14 protein-coding genes are annotated in these 15,437 nt (G+C 47.2%); 11 read left to right on the plus strand and 3 right to left on the minus strand.

Annotated elements, in window-relative coordinates; translation table 11 throughout:
* Positions 1–72: 72 nt before the first annotated feature.
* The 8 genes from ACM64D_RS09365 (at position 73) to ACM64D_RS09400 (ending at position 8,091) form a co-directional block, all read left to right on the plus strand.
* The gene (locus tag ACM64D_RS09365) at positions 73–2,853 is read left to right on the plus strand and encodes a hypothetical protein (protein ID WP_415062941.1); all 2,781 of its coding nucleotides are present in this window, start codon (positions 73–75) and stop codon (positions 2,851–2,853) included.
* Complete coding sequence (locus ACM64D_RS09370) at positions 2,850–3,338, plus strand: type II secretion system protein (protein WP_415062942.1); 489 nt, start codon at positions 2,850–2,852, stop codon at positions 3,336–3,338. Before ACM64D_RS09365 ends, ACM64D_RS09370 begins: the two co-directional genes overlap by 4 nt.
* On the plus strand, positions 3,335–4,309 hold the full coding sequence (locus tag ACM64D_RS09375) for a Tfp pilus assembly protein FimT/FimU (RefSeq protein WP_415062943.1): 975 nt from the start codon (positions 3,335–3,337) through the stop codon (positions 4,307–4,309). Before ACM64D_RS09370 ends, ACM64D_RS09375 begins: the two co-directional genes overlap by 4 nt.
* Before the next feature lie 11 nt (positions 4,310–4,320).
* On the plus strand, positions 4,321–5,478 hold the full coding sequence (locus ACM64D_RS09380) for an EF-hand domain-containing protein (RefSeq protein WP_415062944.1): 1,158 nt from the start codon (positions 4,321–4,323) through the stop codon (positions 5,476–5,478).
* Positions 5,479–5,625: 147 nt separating this feature from the next.
* Positions 5,626–6,072 carry an Hsp20/alpha crystallin family protein gene (locus ACM64D_RS09385; protein ID WP_415062945.1) on the plus strand — a complete coding sequence of 149 codons (447 nt, stop codon included), beginning with the start codon at positions 5,626–5,628 and terminating at the stop codon, positions 6,070–6,072.
* 49 nt (positions 6,073–6,121) lie between these two features.
* Positions 6,122–7,363, plus strand: coding sequence for an imidazolonepropionase (gene hutI, locus ACM64D_RS09390; RefSeq protein WP_415062946.1), 1,242 nt, complete (start codon positions 6,122–6,124; stop codon positions 7,361–7,363).
* A gap of 101 nt (positions 7,364–7,464) precedes the next feature.
* Positions 7,465–7,896: a hypothetical protein gene (locus ACM64D_RS09395; protein ID WP_415062947.1), complete on the plus strand. Its 432-nt coding sequence runs from the start codon at positions 7,465–7,467 to the stop codon at positions 7,894–7,896.
* 12 nt (positions 7,897–7,908) lie between these two features.
* Complete coding sequence (locus ACM64D_RS09400) at positions 7,909–8,091, plus strand: hypothetical protein (RefSeq protein WP_415062948.1); 183 nt, start codon at positions 7,909–7,911, stop codon at positions 8,089–8,091.
* 8 nt (positions 8,092–8,099) lie between these two features.
* On the opposite strand, the gene ACM64D_RS09405 is transcribed toward ACM64D_RS09400, so the two are convergent.
* Positions 8,100–8,870, minus strand: coding sequence for a lysophospholipid acyltransferase family protein (locus tag ACM64D_RS09405; protein ID WP_415062949.1), 771 nt, complete (start codon positions 8,868–8,870; stop codon positions 8,100–8,102).
* A gap of 37 nt (positions 8,871–8,907) precedes the next feature.
* Here ACM64D_RS09405 and glpK point away from each other — a divergent pair, with 37 nt between their 5' ends.
* Both glpK and ACM64D_RS09415 read left to right on the plus strand, forming a co-directional pair.
* Positions 8,908–10,392, plus strand: a complete 1,485-nt coding sequence (gene glpK / locus ACM64D_RS09410; protein ID WP_415062950.1) for a glycerol kinase GlpK — start codon at positions 8,908–8,910, stop codon at positions 10,390–10,392.
* A gap of 3 nt (positions 10,393–10,395) precedes the next feature.
* Complete coding sequence (locus ACM64D_RS09415; RefSeq protein ID WP_415062951.1) at positions 10,396–11,097, plus strand: flagellar brake protein; 702 nt, start codon at positions 10,396–10,398, stop codon at positions 11,095–11,097.
* Here ACM64D_RS09415 and ACM64D_RS09420 read toward each other — a convergent pair.
* Both ACM64D_RS09420 and radA read right to left on the minus strand, forming a co-directional pair.
* Positions 11,094–11,486: a Crp/Fnr family transcriptional regulator gene (locus tag ACM64D_RS09420; protein ID WP_415062952.1), complete on the minus strand. Its 393-nt coding sequence runs from the start codon at positions 11,484–11,486 to the stop codon at positions 11,094–11,096. The two genes, ACM64D_RS09415 and ACM64D_RS09420, sit on opposite strands and share 4 nt — an antisense overlap.
* 109 nt (positions 11,487–11,595) lie before the next feature.
* The gene (gene radA / locus ACM64D_RS09425) at positions 11,596–12,987 is read right to left on the minus strand and encodes a DNA repair protein RadA (RefSeq protein ID WP_415062953.1); all 1,392 of its coding nucleotides are present in this window, start codon (positions 12,985–12,987) and stop codon (positions 11,596–11,598) included.
* A 46-nt stretch (positions 12,988–13,033) separates the two neighbouring features.
* On the opposite strand from radA, the gene ACM64D_RS09430 reads away from it, so the two are divergent.
* A complete protein-coding gene (locus ACM64D_RS09430) occupies positions 13,034–15,406 on the plus strand; it encodes a transglycosylase SLT domain-containing protein (RefSeq protein ID WP_415062954.1) in 2,373 nt (790 codons plus the stop codon).
* Positions 15,407–15,437 lie beyond the last annotated feature (31 nt).

Consider the following 15,437-nt stretch of genomic DNA (forward strand, 5'->3'; position numbering starts at 1 on the left):
AGTCGCTCAAACTGTGTCTTTTGTTAAGTTTGTCCTTTTATCTGTCGATACGGACAGATAGGAGACACCACCATGAGCAGATCAGAACGTATTACCATGCCTAACCGCAAGGGGAGTGCATTTTTGCAAGCCCTTCTTGCCGTCGGGGTCGTGGGTATTATGCTCTACTTTTTGTCTCCTCAAGTCCTCAAACATCGTCAACAGGTGACTAAAACTTCCTCCATCATCACAGCGCGATTGGCTTTGCACTCGATGGTTGATTTTACCCTATTTGGGATTAAACAACGATGGTGTTTTTCTGAAAGTTGGATGCCCGAACCTTGTGGCAGCAGTGTTCCGCCCACCATGGCGCAGATCTTAAATCATCCTCGCTCTGTAGAACGTTTGCTGATGAAAAATGAAACGGTTCTATTTCTGAAGGCGATGGGCATAGGCAGTGCGGATAGTGTTCCTTTAAATTCGATCAAACAACGAATCAGTTTGAAGTCCTTCAGTGCCATGCATCCGGTTTATAAAATTGTGGCGGATCTGAAGGGTTACAAGGTGGAAGCCATTGATGTCGTGATCGAGCGGGATCGACGGGGTGTCGTGCCCGAGTACGGCAATGAATTGTATTTGAAAGTGACCGTCAGTCTTCTTGATGGCTCTGGCCATGTTATTGAAGTGGGCTCTAGTAAATTAACTACGGTTTCTTATCTGGGGGTTTATCCTCGCGAGGTGGGAAGTTTTGCTTTGTTAGTGGCCGGAGACATGCGCTTGGATTTATCGACGGCAACGGGGCCCGGAAAAGGCGATGCGGTTGTTCGACAGTTTCCGTCTCGCGCAGAGCAAATCAAATACCCGGGGCTTATCTTTGAGAGTCCCGTTTATACCAATGGCACGGTTCATTTACCGAAGGCTCCTGACTTGAAGGCAGATAAGGAAGAGGCGGACACGGTTTATACTCCGGTGACTTTCAAAGACAAAGTGATTTTGGGCAGCGGTCCCGTAATGCGTGATAATAAAGAATTCCGTCCACGAAGTTCCGGGGATGAAGGGGATCAATTTTGGGCGCATATCCGTCAATTCGGTGGCTTTCAAAAAGGTGTTGAAGTGGATGGGGGACGAGATCTGGGATTGGATTATCTGTCGGGGTATGCCACGGGCAGTCCCACAGGAGATCCCAGTTTGATGGAGCGCTGTATTGGCTATAATCTGGCCAAGTATGATCTGAATCGCACCGCCGAGAGTGAATTGCGAGGACAACTTCTCAAAGAGAACGGCAGTAAATATCAGTACCGTTTGGGAATGACGGATAAAAATCGCTTCAATCCTCAAACGGGTCAAGTGGATGCGCCGTCGATGACTCGCTCGGGCTGGTTTGGAGAGGTTCTTAAAGACTGGAAGTTAGATAAGAAAGATGGAGCCGTGGCTCACTACACGATGAACATCGGGCGCATGGTGGTGAGTGGAGAGATCCCTGACAACGGGACTGTCACTCTGGTTCCTGAGATTAATCTAAAACAACTGAAGGATAAGATCGAACGCCAATTGGTGGACGCAGAGTCGCAGTTGCTCTTTGAACAAAGCCGCTTAAAAGATATTGAAAAACAACTCTCCAGAGCGGAAGACGATTTGGCGGATCTGCAAAAAGAGCTGGCTACGGCAGAAAGCAAAAAACCCGTGGATCAACCCAAAGTGTCTTCCCTGAAAAATCAGATTGATTTTGTCGAAGAACGGATTCGCACTTTGCGTAAACAACGTGAGGATCAAAATCTTAAGATTGCCGACGCCCAAAACAGGGTCGATGATCTGCAAAAGCAGAAGGCCGCCGTGGCCGCCAAAGAGGGCATTCAGCCTAAGATTTATATTTCAGTGAAGAAGACCGTGGACCCCAACGATAGCAAAGGGAACACGAACGCGACATTCCGGGATCTTGAAGTCTCTTTTGATCACCCTGAGTTGATTCTAAGTTCAAACGGGGACCCTTTGGATATGTCATTGCAACTTGAAGCGTATGATGTGTCTTATTACAATGGGAACTCCTTACGTACTTGGTCTCAGGCTCAGAAGGGCAACAACAAAGGGTGGTTGTTTTTTAAACGTAATGGAGGCACGGGCATTTCCGTCTCTCAAAATATTTCTGATGCTATTGGAAACTCGAAAGGGGTTCTTCCCGACGATGATCCCTTTACAAACTATGATTTGGCTTGTTTGACTAACGGCTCTGGCAGTTCCGCTTTTGGGGGAACTGATTGGACAAGATCCTTTGCTCCGAACGCCAAGCACTCCTGGTCTTTTACTAATAAGTATGAAGATAGAACAAACTATATTTTTGATGCGAATAATGCTTATCGGGCCGCGAGCGGTGGTGGAACAGCCACCTTCGTCATTAAATCCATGGCGCGCGATTGTGTTGTTAAGAGCACCGCCAATTTTGTGACGGGGTTCTTCGCCTGTGAGCGATTGGTGATTGAGTCGCGCAGCACACCGTTAAGAATTATTGGCACGTTTATTCTATCGAATGGATTGTCGATAGCGCCCGATGCCTATACTGCGGGAATTCGTTGGAGCACCATTTATCACCCGATGGCGACGTTTGAACTTCGTCAGGCCGGGGTTCTCAAAGCCCTGGATAGTCAGGATTGTTCATCCATTGCCCGCTATCCAATCTGGCATCCTTATCCGGCCATGAAAGAGGTGGCTAACTTGTATCGCTGTAACGCTATTTCTCTGCGATCTAAGGCGGATCCTTTCCGTTGGACCTCAGTGGATCCAGATTGTGGACTTGTGCCGAATAGCAACTCAACGATGTGTAAAAACCGTCTGGTGCGATTTTATGTTCTCGAGGTTTCCAGGGAGTCCGGCATATGACGTCAACTCTTAAGAATCAAAAAGGTATTACCATTATTGAATCCCTTTTGGGGTTGGCAATGATCACTTTGGTGGGATCGTTTTTTATCTCAGGAATTCTGAGTATGAAGAAGGTCGCCAAAGACAGCGGAACCAAAAATGCTCTCTATAAACAGATCAATGACGTGATTGAAAATATTCGTCCCAATGTTCGTATGTATCAGATCAACTATTTTCAGACTGATGAAGAGAGAAACAATGCGTTGGCTTTGGATACTCTTCCGATGGCCTGGGGCAGTGGCATTATGACGACGGCGGAACAGTGCCCGGACTGTCCTGGGCGTTATGGATTTGTGATCCAGGCGTACCCGGGGATGAGTGGTCTTTATCTCGTGACCGTGCGTCTGAGTCATAAGGATTGGAGTAAGGGCTCGGCACAATCTCAAGAGGCCGGCGCGAATGCTTATGGTTTTGTGGACTATCAATTTGTGGTGAACTCGCAATGAGAAATAATCAAAAAGGTTTTACTTTAACTGAAATGATTATTGGTGTGGCCCTCTTGGGAATCATGGGGCTGGTGGCGGCGTCGTTTTTTGTTTTTACCGCAAAGACTAAATCCGAAATCAGTAATGAGATCGAAGACAAAGTTGACAGTATCATTGCCGAGCGCATGATTCTTAAAGATCTAAAGTATTCAGAACCATCCTTTAATAATCTTTTGGTTAAAGATGATTTTGGGAATCTCTTCTTTGATTATGTCTCGGACGTGACGGAAGGGCGAGGCGACGAGGGCCCTCGGCAGTTGACTCTGTCGCTGGGTGGAAGGACGGAGTTTGTCTTTATGGTGACCAATCAAAAGTTGGGAGCCACCATGATGTACACACCGGCATTGGCTTATGATATTGGAAATCCACCCACGAATCCCAATATTGCCGCGACCTTGACGTTTCGTTCACTCAATAAAAAAGAGGAAGTCGCCAAAGCCAACCCTAACTTTTGGCAAGTGGGGACGCTGTTGATGCTGGATTCCCCTGCGGCGGTCCGAGAGATGACTTCAACGGGTCCCAACTATTCTCGTCCGGCGCGATCTCCTATGTTTGTTGGCGTGGTGAAGGCCACAGGAGAGTCCGTGTTAGGACCCTTGGAGATTCCCAATTTTCTGGATCGGACAAATCCTTTGTATCCAAATGAGACAATTGATAACGAAGATGAACTTCTACGTGAATTACCTCCTCTGGGGGGAGCCGCTCCTCTTGTGCGCTTGAAGGCGGTCAGTATTATCAAGTATTATTTAGAGAGAGATACTCGGGGGAATAACAAGGTAAACCTTTTCCGTTCTGTTTATGGCTCTGGAGGCTTTCAAGAAGGACAGCTTTTTGCCGCCGATATTCAGAAGGTGGTCTTTGCACGAAAGAGTGCGCGGGATGCTCTGATCTATTATAGCATCGTGCGACCTGATGCAAAAAAAGGGAACTAAAGGGGGCTTGTATGTTTTTGAAGAGATGGCTTTGCGCTCCGCTAGTCTTAGGAGCGGTTATTCAGGCACAGGCATCAGAGCAACAGCCTGCCGCCGTTAATTCGGGCGCAGGCGGTGGTGCCGGCTTTCAAGGGGTGGTTCTTTCTGGTCAGGCTACTCGGGCTTCCCAGGAAGGTATTACGATCAACGTTTCAAACTCTTGTTTCGGCACCAATCTCAGAAGTGTTTCAAATCCCATTTCACCGCGATCTTCAGTGATTATGTATGTCACGTTGAATGATAAGGGTGCCTTAAGGCAGTACTCCGTCAAATATCCGGCAAAAGTGGTGTCGATGTCGGGCCATGATAAGGTTATTTTGATCCCTAGTGAAGACACCTCCGGCTCAGGCTTGGTGGCGTCGTATGCCGGGAACAATGTGCGAATTTCCGTACCTATTACCTTCACGACCAAAGTGGATGAAGAAGGAAATATCAGCGATGACTTTGACGTGAAGTTGCAAAGTGTTCGCTTTGTTCAGCAATTTGATCCTGATGTCGCCAGTGGGGGCCAGTATATGGGCCATAACGGCGACCTTTCAGGAAGCATTTATCGAAGCAACTCAAAGGACGGCAAACAATATAGCATCGCCGCCTATTTCCCTGGGGAAAACGGCTTTTGCGGAGGATACTTCTCTCCGTTGATGGTGTTCTTCGATGACAAGCGTCCTCAGTTTTCTGCTGAAGTGGACTTCCCATTAAATCCTTCCGGAAACACCATGTGGCCTGAAAAAGGGGCCCCGGGAGCTTTTATTGCGGTTGATCGTAACAGCGATCAGAAGATCTCCGTCGATGAGTTATTTGGAAATCAAGGCGATGCGGTTAAAAACGGATTTGAAGCCTTGCGAGAGTTTGACTCAAACAAAGATGATGTGATCGACGCCAAAGACAAGGACTTTGCGAAATTGCTTTTGTGGTTTGATCGTAATGGCGACGCTGTCGTTCAAAAGGGAGAGCTGGTTCCCCTGAAGTCGCGAATTAAATCCGTGTCTTTAAAGTACGATGCCAGCACAACCAGTGCTATCGGGGATCGCGCCGAAGTGCGTGAGCGCAGCACCTTTATTTTTGTTGAAAAAGGTAAAGAAAAACAAGGAGCCGTGATTGATATGTGGTTTGCTCCGAGAGTTAAATAACAAATTCGTTTTCATGAAATGAGTTAAAATCAAGGAACGGCGCCTGAGGAATCTGGCGCCGTTTATATTTTGACATACCCTTGGTCCGAGCATTGACCTTGTTTTTTGGGAGTCCATACTGGTTTCAAAATTTAAAGGAGGATTTCTATGCCTATGCGTTCCTTGGCTCCCTGGAGTGGTCGTCGTTTACCGACCTCAGATATCTTCAATCAGTTTGAAGAGTTCATTAATGAATTTGATCGCAGCTTCTCTCCGGGCTTTGCGGCTCGTTCTGAGTTTGAATATACTCCCGCCCTCGATTTGGAGGAAAATGACAACGCCTATATGATCTATGCGGATCTTCCAGGCATGAAGAAGAGCGATATTAAGCTCGACTTTAATAACAATGTTTTGACGATTTCTGGAGAGCGTCTTCGCGAAACCAAAGGTGAAGGGAAGTTCACGGAAAGAGTTTACGGGAAGTTCCAAAGAAATCTGTCCCTTCCTTCTCAGGTGAACGCGGATAAGATCCAGGCTCACTTTGAGGATGGTGTCTTAGAGATCACCGTGCCCAAGGCAGAGGGCGCGCGCAGTCATTCTATCAAGATTATGTAGAGACAAGGTTTTTCCTTGATCCCGGAAACCCATGTGTTTGAATAAGCACATGGGTACTCTATTACGAAATATTTCAACGCTTTTGACATTGCAAGGGGCGGCTCGCAAAGAGGGGCGCCAGATCACAGAACAGGATCTCGGGATTCTTTCTCAGGCCGCTGTATTGATTGAGAAGGATCGGATTGCCTGGATAGGACCTCAAAAAAAACTTCCCAAGGAGCTGGCTAAGAAAAATCATCGCGAACTGGATTTGAAGGGGTGTACGGTTTTGCCCGGTTTCGTAGAGTGCCATACGCATTTGATTTTTGCTGGAGATCGTGCGGCGGAATTTGAAATGCGCAACCAAGGGGTCAGTTATCAGGAGATCGCGGCCCGTGGAGGCGGAATTCTTTCTACGATGAAGAAAACCCGCGCGGCCTCTTTGGCGGATCTTGTGCGGTGGGGGCAAGAAAGAGCAAATCACTTTCTTTCTCAAGGTGTGACCACGTTAGAAATCAAATCAGGTTATGCGCTCAACTTGAAAGATGAGTTGAAGATGCTTCAGGCGGCACAGAAAATTCAAGGTGTGCGAACGGTGTCTACATTTTTAGGCGCTCATGCGCTTCCTCCGGAGTTTAAATCCTATGAAGAGTATTTGCAGTTTCTGGCCCAAGAAGTTTTGCCAGAGGTGAAGAAAAAGAAGCTGGCTCAGCGCGTGGATATTTTTATTGAAAAAGGATTTTTCCCTCCCGAGGCCTCAGAGGTTTATTTACGTCGAGCTCAAGAATTGGGCTTTGAGGTTCTGATTCATGCAGATCAGTTGTCCTTAAGCGGTGGCAGTGATGTGGCCGTCAACGTGGGGGCCTTGTCGGGGGATCATCTTCTGCAAGTCACTCAAAAAGAAATTCAGTCTTTAGCAAAGTCCGAGGTGACATGTGTTTTGTTGCCGACGGCGGATCTTTATATGAAGACAAAATATCCTTCCGCGCGCGCGATGATTGATTCGGGTGCACGAGTGGCGCTGGCGACGGATTTTAATCCGGGCAGTTCTCCGGCGCAGGATCTGAATCTTGTAGGGCTTTTGGCTCGTTTAGAGATGAAGATGAGTTTGCCAGAAGTCATCGGCGCTTACACTGTAGGGGCGGCTCATGCTTTGAACTTGCAGAATGAAGTCGGTTCTTTAGAGGTTGGCAAGTCTGCTGATATTTTGTGCACTGAGAAGGACTGGCAGACCTTGTTCTATAGTGTGGGAGAGTCCACCAAGAAGGTGGTTTTCTCGAGAGGGAAGAAGGTTTTTAACAATCTAAAATAATCTGATGCGTCAGAAAATTTAAGATTCTTAAAATTTCCTTTGAACTATGACCTCATTTCTTTCTAGTCTTGAGCTGTGTCTGTTCCGGGGGGAGTAACAACATGAGATCGTCTTATACCACTTTAATGCAGTCGAAGTATTTTAATCCTGCGTTTAACAGTGCCATCTTTGATGGTCCCGTGCGCATCTACTTTGCCCAGTTCCATGAAGCTTTGGCTTTGAAAATCTACTTCCTGATCCAACAGAAGTTAGCGGCAGAAACGGCGAAAGCGAAGGAAGCTTCTAAAGCGTCGGGTGCGAATATTTTGGTGATGGTCTATCCTACGGCGGATAGTTTCTTACTTTCCTTTGACGGTCGTGAAAGCAAATCAAGTCCTTTGGAAGTCGAAAAGTGGCATGAAGACGTCGTGATTGGCTTGCGAGGTCCTGTTGAGGATGAAAACCTGGATCTTTTGATAGAGACTTTACGTCTCACAATGGATACTTGGCGTCCAGCTCCGATGGAGCTCTCTTCCGCTCCTGCTGAACTATGATATACTTCAGATATGAATAAAAAGGGTCAGATTGTGGTGGAGTATGTGCTCCTCCTCGTCATTGCCGTCAGTTTATCTGCATTTCTTGTCAGTCAGTTGGTCAGCCGAAACCCTGACGAGCCGGGCATTCTTGTCGCCAAATGGCACTCGATAATGAAAGTCATCGGCGACGACCTTCCAGATCGCCGCAAATAGGTACGACCTTACAGAAAAGGATTTCCCCTTTTTTGAATTTCCTCTTCAATAGCAAGCTGCATTTTTTCTTGGATGTCTTGAGCAATATCATGCACAAGTTCTGAGTCATCCACCGCCGAAGCTTTGTAGGGAAGATAGATCGGTTCCAAAAAGCGAATGCGCCACTTGGCCGGTAAAGGGATGATGTTCAGAGGCAGGGGAATCACGGAGCCCTTTAAGAACTTCGTGAATTTCAATTTTTTCAAATTGATGTGAGTTTCTTCCGCTCCCAAGATCACCACGGGCACGATGGGGCACTGAGTTTCTAAAGCCATGCGGACAAAACCGCGTTTGAACTCTTGCAACTGATAACGCTCCGTCGTGGGTTTGAAGTTACCTTGTTCGCCCTCGGGAAATAAGACAATGGCATTTCCTTTTTTAAGAGCATTGACGCCATTTTCATAGGTCGCCTCTGTGAATCCCATTTTGTGGGCCGGGATCGCGGTGGTTTCAGTCAAAAACCAAAAATGGTGAGTGAGGACGCGGGGAACTCGTTTGGCCTCTTGTTGAACGATGTGCCCTAAAAGAAAGGCGTCAAAACCTGTGTAGCCGGAGTGGTTGGGGGCAATTATGACCGCACCACGGCGCGGAATGTTTTCAACACCCTCGATTTCCATGCGAAAGTATTTACGAAGGATTTCTAAAAGAAAACGGGGCAGAACTCGAAAAATCAATGTGTCTCGGTCAAGGTTCCGAAGGCCAAATATTTTTTCATTGGGTTTCTGCAAGAAATTCTTCATGATTAATACTAGTTACCCATCGACCGGAGAGTGTTTAATGTCTTCTTCTTTTATCATGGCTATTGACCAAGGTACAACCAGCTCGAGAACCTGCATCATCAATCAAGCCGGAGGTCTTGTCGCAGAAGCGCGTGAGACATTCAAGCAGATTTTTCCGAAACCAGGCTGGGTGGAGCATGATCCCGAAGATATCTGGTACTCCACCCAGAGGTCGATGCGTATGGCTTTGGAGAAGGCGGGGATTAAGGGATCGCAGATTCAGGCGATTGGCATCACCAATCAGCGCGAAACGGTGATGGTGTGGGACTCCAAATCCGGTAAGGCGATTTATAATGCCATCGTTTGGCAATGCCGTCGGACTCAAGATTTGTGTGAAAAGCTTAAGAAAGCAAAGAAAGAAAAGCAAATCACTGCGAAAACGGGTTTAGTTCTAGATCCCTATTTTTCTGCAAGTAAGATTCAATGGATTTTAAAACATGTGCCCCAAGCCATGAAGAGGGCTCGAGCGGGAGAACTTCTGGCCGGAACTGTCGATACATTTTTGTTATGGAAACTGACCGGGGGCCATTCTCACAAAACGGATGTGAGTAACGCGTCCCGAACGATGCTGATGAACATTCACACGGGATGGTGGGATGAAGAGCTGATGAAGCTCTTTGGGGTTCCCGATCGAATCCTGCCAGAGATCTGCCCCTCCAATGCAGAGTTTGGCCGAACGGCAGGGCTTGGCTTCATGCCCGATGGAATTCCCATCACGGGCATGATTGGCGATCAACAGGCGGCGCTTTTTGGTCAGACTTGTTATGAAGTTGGCGAATCGAAGTGTACGTTTGGAACGGGCAGTTTTCTTTTGTTAAATACCGGCAAGAAAGCGGTTAAGTCGAAGAATAAACTTCTGACGACGATTGCCTGGAAGTTAAAGAACGAAGAAATGACTTACGCACTCGAGGGCGGAGCTTTTGTTTGTGGAGCCGCTGTTCAGTGGTTGCGTGATGGTTTGGGTCTTTTTCAGCACTCTGCGGACGTGGAGGCCCTGGCAAAAACAGTGCAGAGTTCCGAGGGCGTCGAGTTTGTTCCTGCATTGACAGGGTTAGGAGCCCCTCACTGGAAGCCAGAGGCGCGTGGTGTGATTTGTGGTCTAACGCGAGGATCTACCAAAGCTCATATCGCCAGAGCGACTTTGGAAGCCATGGCATTGCAAAACGTGGATATCTTAGTGACAATGCAAAAAGACTTGGGGAAAAAATTAAAAGGGATCAAGGTTGATGGTGGTGCTGCTGCCAATGATTTGTTGATGCAACTGCAGGCGGATTATTGTGGCGTCAATGTGGTTCGCCCCCAAAACCTGGAAACGACGGCCTTGGGGGCTGCATTCATGGCCGGATTGGGCTCGGGTTTTTGGAAGGACCTTAAAGAAATCAAGCGTGTTTGGAAGGTAAACAAAGAATTCAAAGTGAAAATGACTCTGAAGGATCGCAAAACCAGAATGATTCGTTGGCAAGAGGCCCTGGAAAGAGTTTAGAGAATGGCAGCTCCTGAAAAAGAACAAGTCATTTTTAAAAAAGTCGCGATGTCTGAAAAGAAAATGCTTTTCCGTGAAGTAGCTGACGATAAATTGCAGCTTGCCATTCGCGGAACCGAGCAAGAAGGTCTGTTTCATTTGATCGCCGTGCAGACGGAAAAAGATGAGGTTCTGCTTTGTCATCACACGGCGGATTCAAAAGGTGTGACGGTAAATCAAAAGATTTTTGTGAACTTCTCATTTAAGACCGAAAAATATTTTTTTCAAACGGAGCTCAGCTTTCAATCGGGCTGGGCCGTGATCAGAACGGACGTGGACCTTTTTCAATTACAGCGCAGAGCTAACGCTCGCATTGATATTCCCGCTAAGTACGATGCGATGTTCATTTTGATGAAACACGGTGGGAAGTCTTATTTTCTGGATTGTTGGGTCAAAGATGTCAGTGCTGGCGGCTTTAAGTTAGAACTTCCTCACGCGGAACCAGATCTTAAAGTCGGCGACAAAGTCCGGGGAACTTTGCGTTTGGGAGCTCGTCGTCCGATGGAGTTTGAAGTTGAAGTTCGTTTCGCGCAAAAAAAAGAACACGAGGGGCGGGTACATCAAATTGCGGGCGTACAGTTTTTAAATGTCGATCAGCTTTTGGAGAATCGTCTTCTCAGTTTGATGATGGATCTGCAGCGAGAGCTGTATTTGAAGTATCGTTAATCACGTTTTTTGAATTGCTCTAACTCGCGGATCTTTTCCGTCATATTTTGAAGGCGGTCGACAAAGGACTTCAGCATACACTCAGCCCAGGTGGGAAGTTCGGACATCAGTTGTTTGAAACCGTCCTCAGAGACTTTCACTAAGACAACATCAGTGACGGCTTGGGCTGAGGCGGAGCGGGGACTGTTGGAAATAAGAGCGAATTCGCCGAAGGACTCTCCATCCACGATGTCGCAGATCGAGATGCGTTTTCCCATATTGTCTTTCGTGAAGATGTTCACCACGCCGGTTTCAACAATATAAAAATGATTTTCAATGTCGCCCTCAAAGAAAACGTAATCTCCAGGTTTATAGCTCTCTTTTTGAATCGCACTCAAAGCATCTGACACGAAAAAATCCCTTTTTAAAAAACCAATACTTAAATGATACTCAAATTCCCCCAGAAAGGTACGCCGTACCTTTTTGAAGTGCGGCGCTTCCAAAGAAAATGTGGAGTTTTTAGATAAGGCGACTCAGATCACGGACATTTTTAATGAAAGTGATCTTTTTATCTTTAGAAAGCTTCAGGTCCGCCAGATGCCTTTTGTTGGAATAAGGGATTACGAAATGTTGGAAGCCCAACTTATCGCCTTCCTTGATTCGGTTTTCAGCAAAAGAAACACCGCGCACTTCGCCGGTCAGGCCGATTTCGCCAAAGAAACAGGTCTTGGCGTCAAGATCCCGCCGTCCTTCCGTGGATAAAATGGCGGCAGCCACCGCCAGATCCGCGGCGGGTTCCACCAGCTTCAAACCGCCCACGACATTGATAAAAATGTCATTCGAAGACAAACGGACATCCAAGTGACGATCTAAAACGGCCGTTAAAAGATGCAAACGGTTCACATCGATTCCTAAAGCTGTGCGACGAGGCATCGCCATGGGGCTGGAAAGAGTGAGAGCTTGAACTTCGCATAGCAAAGGGCGAGTTCCCTCCATGGAGGCAAAAACCGCAGAGCCAATCAACTGGTCGCCACGTTCTTCAAGGAAAAGTTCTGAGGGGTTGGCAACCTCTTCAAGACCTTTGGAGTTCATTTGAAAGACGCCCAATTCATGAGCCGCACCGAAACGATTTTTCAAGGCGCGTAACAGGCGGAAGTTGTAAGAGGCATCGCCATCAAAAGAGAGCACGCAGTCCACCATGTGCTCCAAAACTTTGGGACCTGCGATGTTGCCATCTTTGGTGACGTGACCAATAAGAATGACGGTGATGCCTTCTTGTTTTGCCAGTCCCATCAGATGGCCGGCACATTCGCGCACTTGAGAAACGGAACCGGGAGCTGCCTGTAAATCCGGCAAGAACATCGTTTGAATCGAATCCACCACCAGAACTTCGGGCTTTTTAAAGCGCGCCAGCTCCATGATGCTATGAAGATTGCTTTCACAGCCAATCTCAATCAGCGGGGAGCGAATACCCAAACGGTGAGCACGAGACCCAGTTTGGGAAACGCTTTCCTCTCCCGAAATATAAAGAACCTTGTGCTTATGCTTCGCTAAACCACCGGCCATTTGCAGTAAAAGAGTAGACTTTCCGATCCCGGGAGAGCCCCCTAGCAGAACGAAACTGCCGCGGGCCAAGCCACCCCCTAAAACACGGTTGAGTTCTTCATAGTCCGTGTCAAAGCGATCTAATTTCACCTCTTCAAGGCTTTGGTCTAGGGAGACGGGCTTCGTTGAAGGAGAGCCTTTCTCAGGGCTTCCGGTAGACCATCCGCGAGTTTTAACCTCCGGCAGCTGCAATTCTTCAACAAATGAGTTCCACGCACCGCAGTCTGTGCATTTTCCTTCCCACCTAGGTCTTTGGGCTCCACAATTTTGACAGGTATAGATCGTTTTCGTCTTCGATTTTGCCATAGATATTCGGTATCATTATTGGATGAGAGATACAAGGATTGTACATATGAAGAACGCACTGAAGTGCATCGTGATTTCTTTGTTGATGAGCCCCATGGCCGGAGCTCAGACAGCTAAAAATGACCTAGAGTCTTTTAAAAAGGCTCTCGCAGATTTTCGGGAGTCGAAATACGAACAGACGATCCCGGCTTTGCAGGAAATTCTGAAAGAGAAAACGTCTTTGGAAGAATATGCGCGTTTTTATTTGGCGCAATCTTTCATGAAAACCAGTAAATGGGACCAAGCCGAGACCGAACTAAAAAAGATTCTCGATCTTTCACCCAACGTAAAGATGTCCATTGAGGCGTCCAATCTTTTGGGGCAAGTGGCTCTTGAAAAGAAGAGCTTTAAACAAGCGGACATTCACTTCAGTAAACTCGAAAAGAGAACTCGCAACACCGAAGACTATCCAGACGTGATTTACAATTTGGCTTTGGCGGAAAAAGGTTTAGGGCGTCACGGTCAAATGTGTAAGTGGCTGGTGAAGTTGTATGAGCGTTATCCGGCGTACTCTAAGGTACAAAACTGGAGCGTGGATTTAGCCGCGAACGAATTTGACGGGAAACCTTCTGACTGTCGAGTCACCACCGAAGACTTTCGCACACGCGTGCGCTATTTATTGTGGGCGGGTCTGGATCAAAAGGCCCAAGGTGAAATCAATATCATGAAGGAGAAGTTGGCAAAGACAGACAAGTATCTTGCCGACAAACTGCAGGCGCAGTTCTATATCCAAGAAGGTGAAGTCAATAAGGCTGTCGAAATTTTAAAACCCTATTACGAGGCCTATAAAAAGAACTTCGACTATCTGATTCTTTTTGCTTCCGCTTCAGCGCGAGCAGGGGAAAGTCAGTTGGCGGTTGGATCTTACTATTCAGCTTATAAGCTGAGTCCTCGCTCTAAAACGGGCCGTCAGGCACTCTATCAGTCCGCCTTCTTGAGCTATCAATTCCAAGACTATGATGGAGCGGCAAGACGTTTTCAGGAGTTCATGAAAGTCTATCCGAACTCTGGCTTGAATAGAGATGCTCAATGGCACTTGTCCTGGCTGAAATATCTAAAAGGGGACTATCAGGGGGCTTATAAAGATTTTGCTTCTTTAAACAATCAAAAGCGCAAAAACAAAAAAGCCTGGAAGTCATTTCCGCAAGACCGTGTGACTTATTGGATGGCGATGAGTCTTTTCCGTCAGGGGAAGGTAGAGCAGGCCAAACCGATGATGGAGAGTCTCGCAAAAGATTCCTTGATGGGTTATTACTCGATCGTGGCGCAGGCTCGACTTAAGAAAATGGAAGAGATCAAAGTTCCAAAATTGGCCTTAACCGCGCTTCCCACACAGCCGCGTGTGATCTCGCGTTTTTCTGCCAGTGAATTCCTGATGCCTGTGTCTCAAGAAGACTATCGTGGTGATGAAAGTGAATCGGAAGAAAATTTGATTCTGACTCAATACTCTGCCGATGATGAAAGAGGAGAAAGTGAAGAGGCTGAATCTTCGGACAATCCCGACATGAAGTCCGTGGATGTGGCCGCGTCTGCCGATGAGGTCCCAGATTCTTCAGAAGAAAAAGTTACGACCTTCTCAAGCCCGGCGTTGATGAAGCGCTTTGAACGTGCGCGTGATATGATGATCTTGGGCGAGTACGAATGGGCGCGATGGGATCTTTATGATATTGAAAGAAAAACCTCCAATCGCGAACACTTGCGCACCTTGATGGGCGAGTACAATACGGCCGGCCATTTCAATCGGTCTTCTTATATTGCGCAAATCAACTTTGGCGGACAGCGTGCCGCCCACGGCGTGGAGGGGATCCGCTATCTGTGGGAGTTTGCATACCCCAGAGCGTATTCTGAGTATGTTGAAAAGTTCACAAAAAAATTCACAGTGCCTGAAGAGCTCGTGTGGGGAATCATGCGTGCCGAGACTCACTATCGTCGCGACGCCATTTCTCCGGTAGGGGCTTTGGGGTTGATGCAGGTGATGCCGTTTACGGGTCACAAGCTAGCGACCCTGTTGGGAGAGAAAGAATTTAAAGCACCGATGCTTTTACAGCCTGAAACTTCAGTGAAGTATGGTTCAAGATATCTCAAAAGACTGATGGATCGTTTTGAAAATACGATTCCTTTGGTGGCGGCAGGATACAACGCGGGACCTCATCGGGTGAAAAACTGGCTGGTCAGTTTTGGAAATCTTGAAACGGACGAGTTCATTGAACATATTCCGTTCCTGGAAACACGCAACTATGTGAAGCGCGTGGTTTCAAACGCCTATGTGTATTCACAATTGTACGGCAACAAAAAAGATCTTTTCCCTTACCTTGCGGAAGCTGTTCCTGTGAAAGTGAACACGGAGATCGCGGGAAAAGAAAATTGGGATGACATTTGAGAGAGAACGCGTTTCGTTTTGTCCTAAAAAA

The organism is Bdellovibrio sp. (genome assembly GCF_047637665.1).
Classification (GTDB): domain Bacteria; phylum Bdellovibrionota; class Bdellovibrionia; order Bdellovibrionales; family Bdellovibrionaceae; genus Bdellovibrio.

Bases quoted from the DNA above. Each gene is read 5' to 3' on its own strand.
- ACM64D_RS09380 (WP_415062944.1), top strand. From the start codon at position 4,321: ATGTTTTTGAAGAGATGGCTTTGCGCTCCGCTAGTCTTAGGAGCGGTT.
- ACM64D_RS09400 (WP_415062948.1), top strand. From the start codon at position 7,909: ATGAATAAAAAGGGTCAGATTGTGGTGGAGTATGTGCTCCTCCTCGTC.
- ACM64D_RS09430 (WP_415062954.1), top strand. From the start codon at position 13,034: ATGAAGAACGCACTGAAGTGCATCGTGATTTCTTTGTTGATGAGCCCC.
- ACM64D_RS09365 (WP_415062941.1), top strand. From the start codon at position 73: ATGAGCAGATCAGAACGTATTACCATGCCTAACCGCAAGGGGAGTGCA.
- radA (WP_415062953.1), bottom strand. From the start codon at position 12,987: ATGGCAAAATCGAAGACGAAAACGATCTATACCTGTCAAAATTGTGGA.
- ACM64D_RS09375 (WP_415062943.1), top strand. From the start codon at position 3,335: ATGAGAAATAATCAAAAAGGTTTTACTTTAACTGAAATGATTATTGGT.
- ACM64D_RS09405 (WP_415062949.1), bottom strand. From the start codon at position 8,870: ATGAAGAATTTCTTGCAGAAACCCAATGAAAAAATATTTGGCCTTCGG.
- glpK (WP_415062950.1), top strand. From the start codon at position 8,908: ATGTCTTCTTCTTTTATCATGGCTATTGACCAAGGTACAACCAGCTCG.
- ACM64D_RS09370 (WP_415062942.1), top strand. From the start codon at position 2,850: ATGACGTCAACTCTTAAGAATCAAAAAGGTATTACCATTATTGAATCC.
- ACM64D_RS09395 (WP_415062947.1), top strand. From the start codon at position 7,465: ATGAGATCGTCTTATACCACTTTAATGCAGTCGAAGTATTTTAATCCT.
- ACM64D_RS09385 (WP_415062945.1), top strand. From the start codon at position 5,626: ATGCCTATGCGTTCCTTGGCTCCCTGGAGTGGTCGTCGTTTACCGACC.
- ACM64D_RS09415 (WP_415062951.1), top strand. From the start codon at position 10,396: ATGGCAGCTCCTGAAAAAGAACAAGTCATTTTTAAAAAAGTCGCGATG.
- hutI (WP_415062946.1), top strand. From the start codon at position 6,122: ATGGGTACTCTATTACGAAATATTTCAACGCTTTTGACATTGCAAGGG.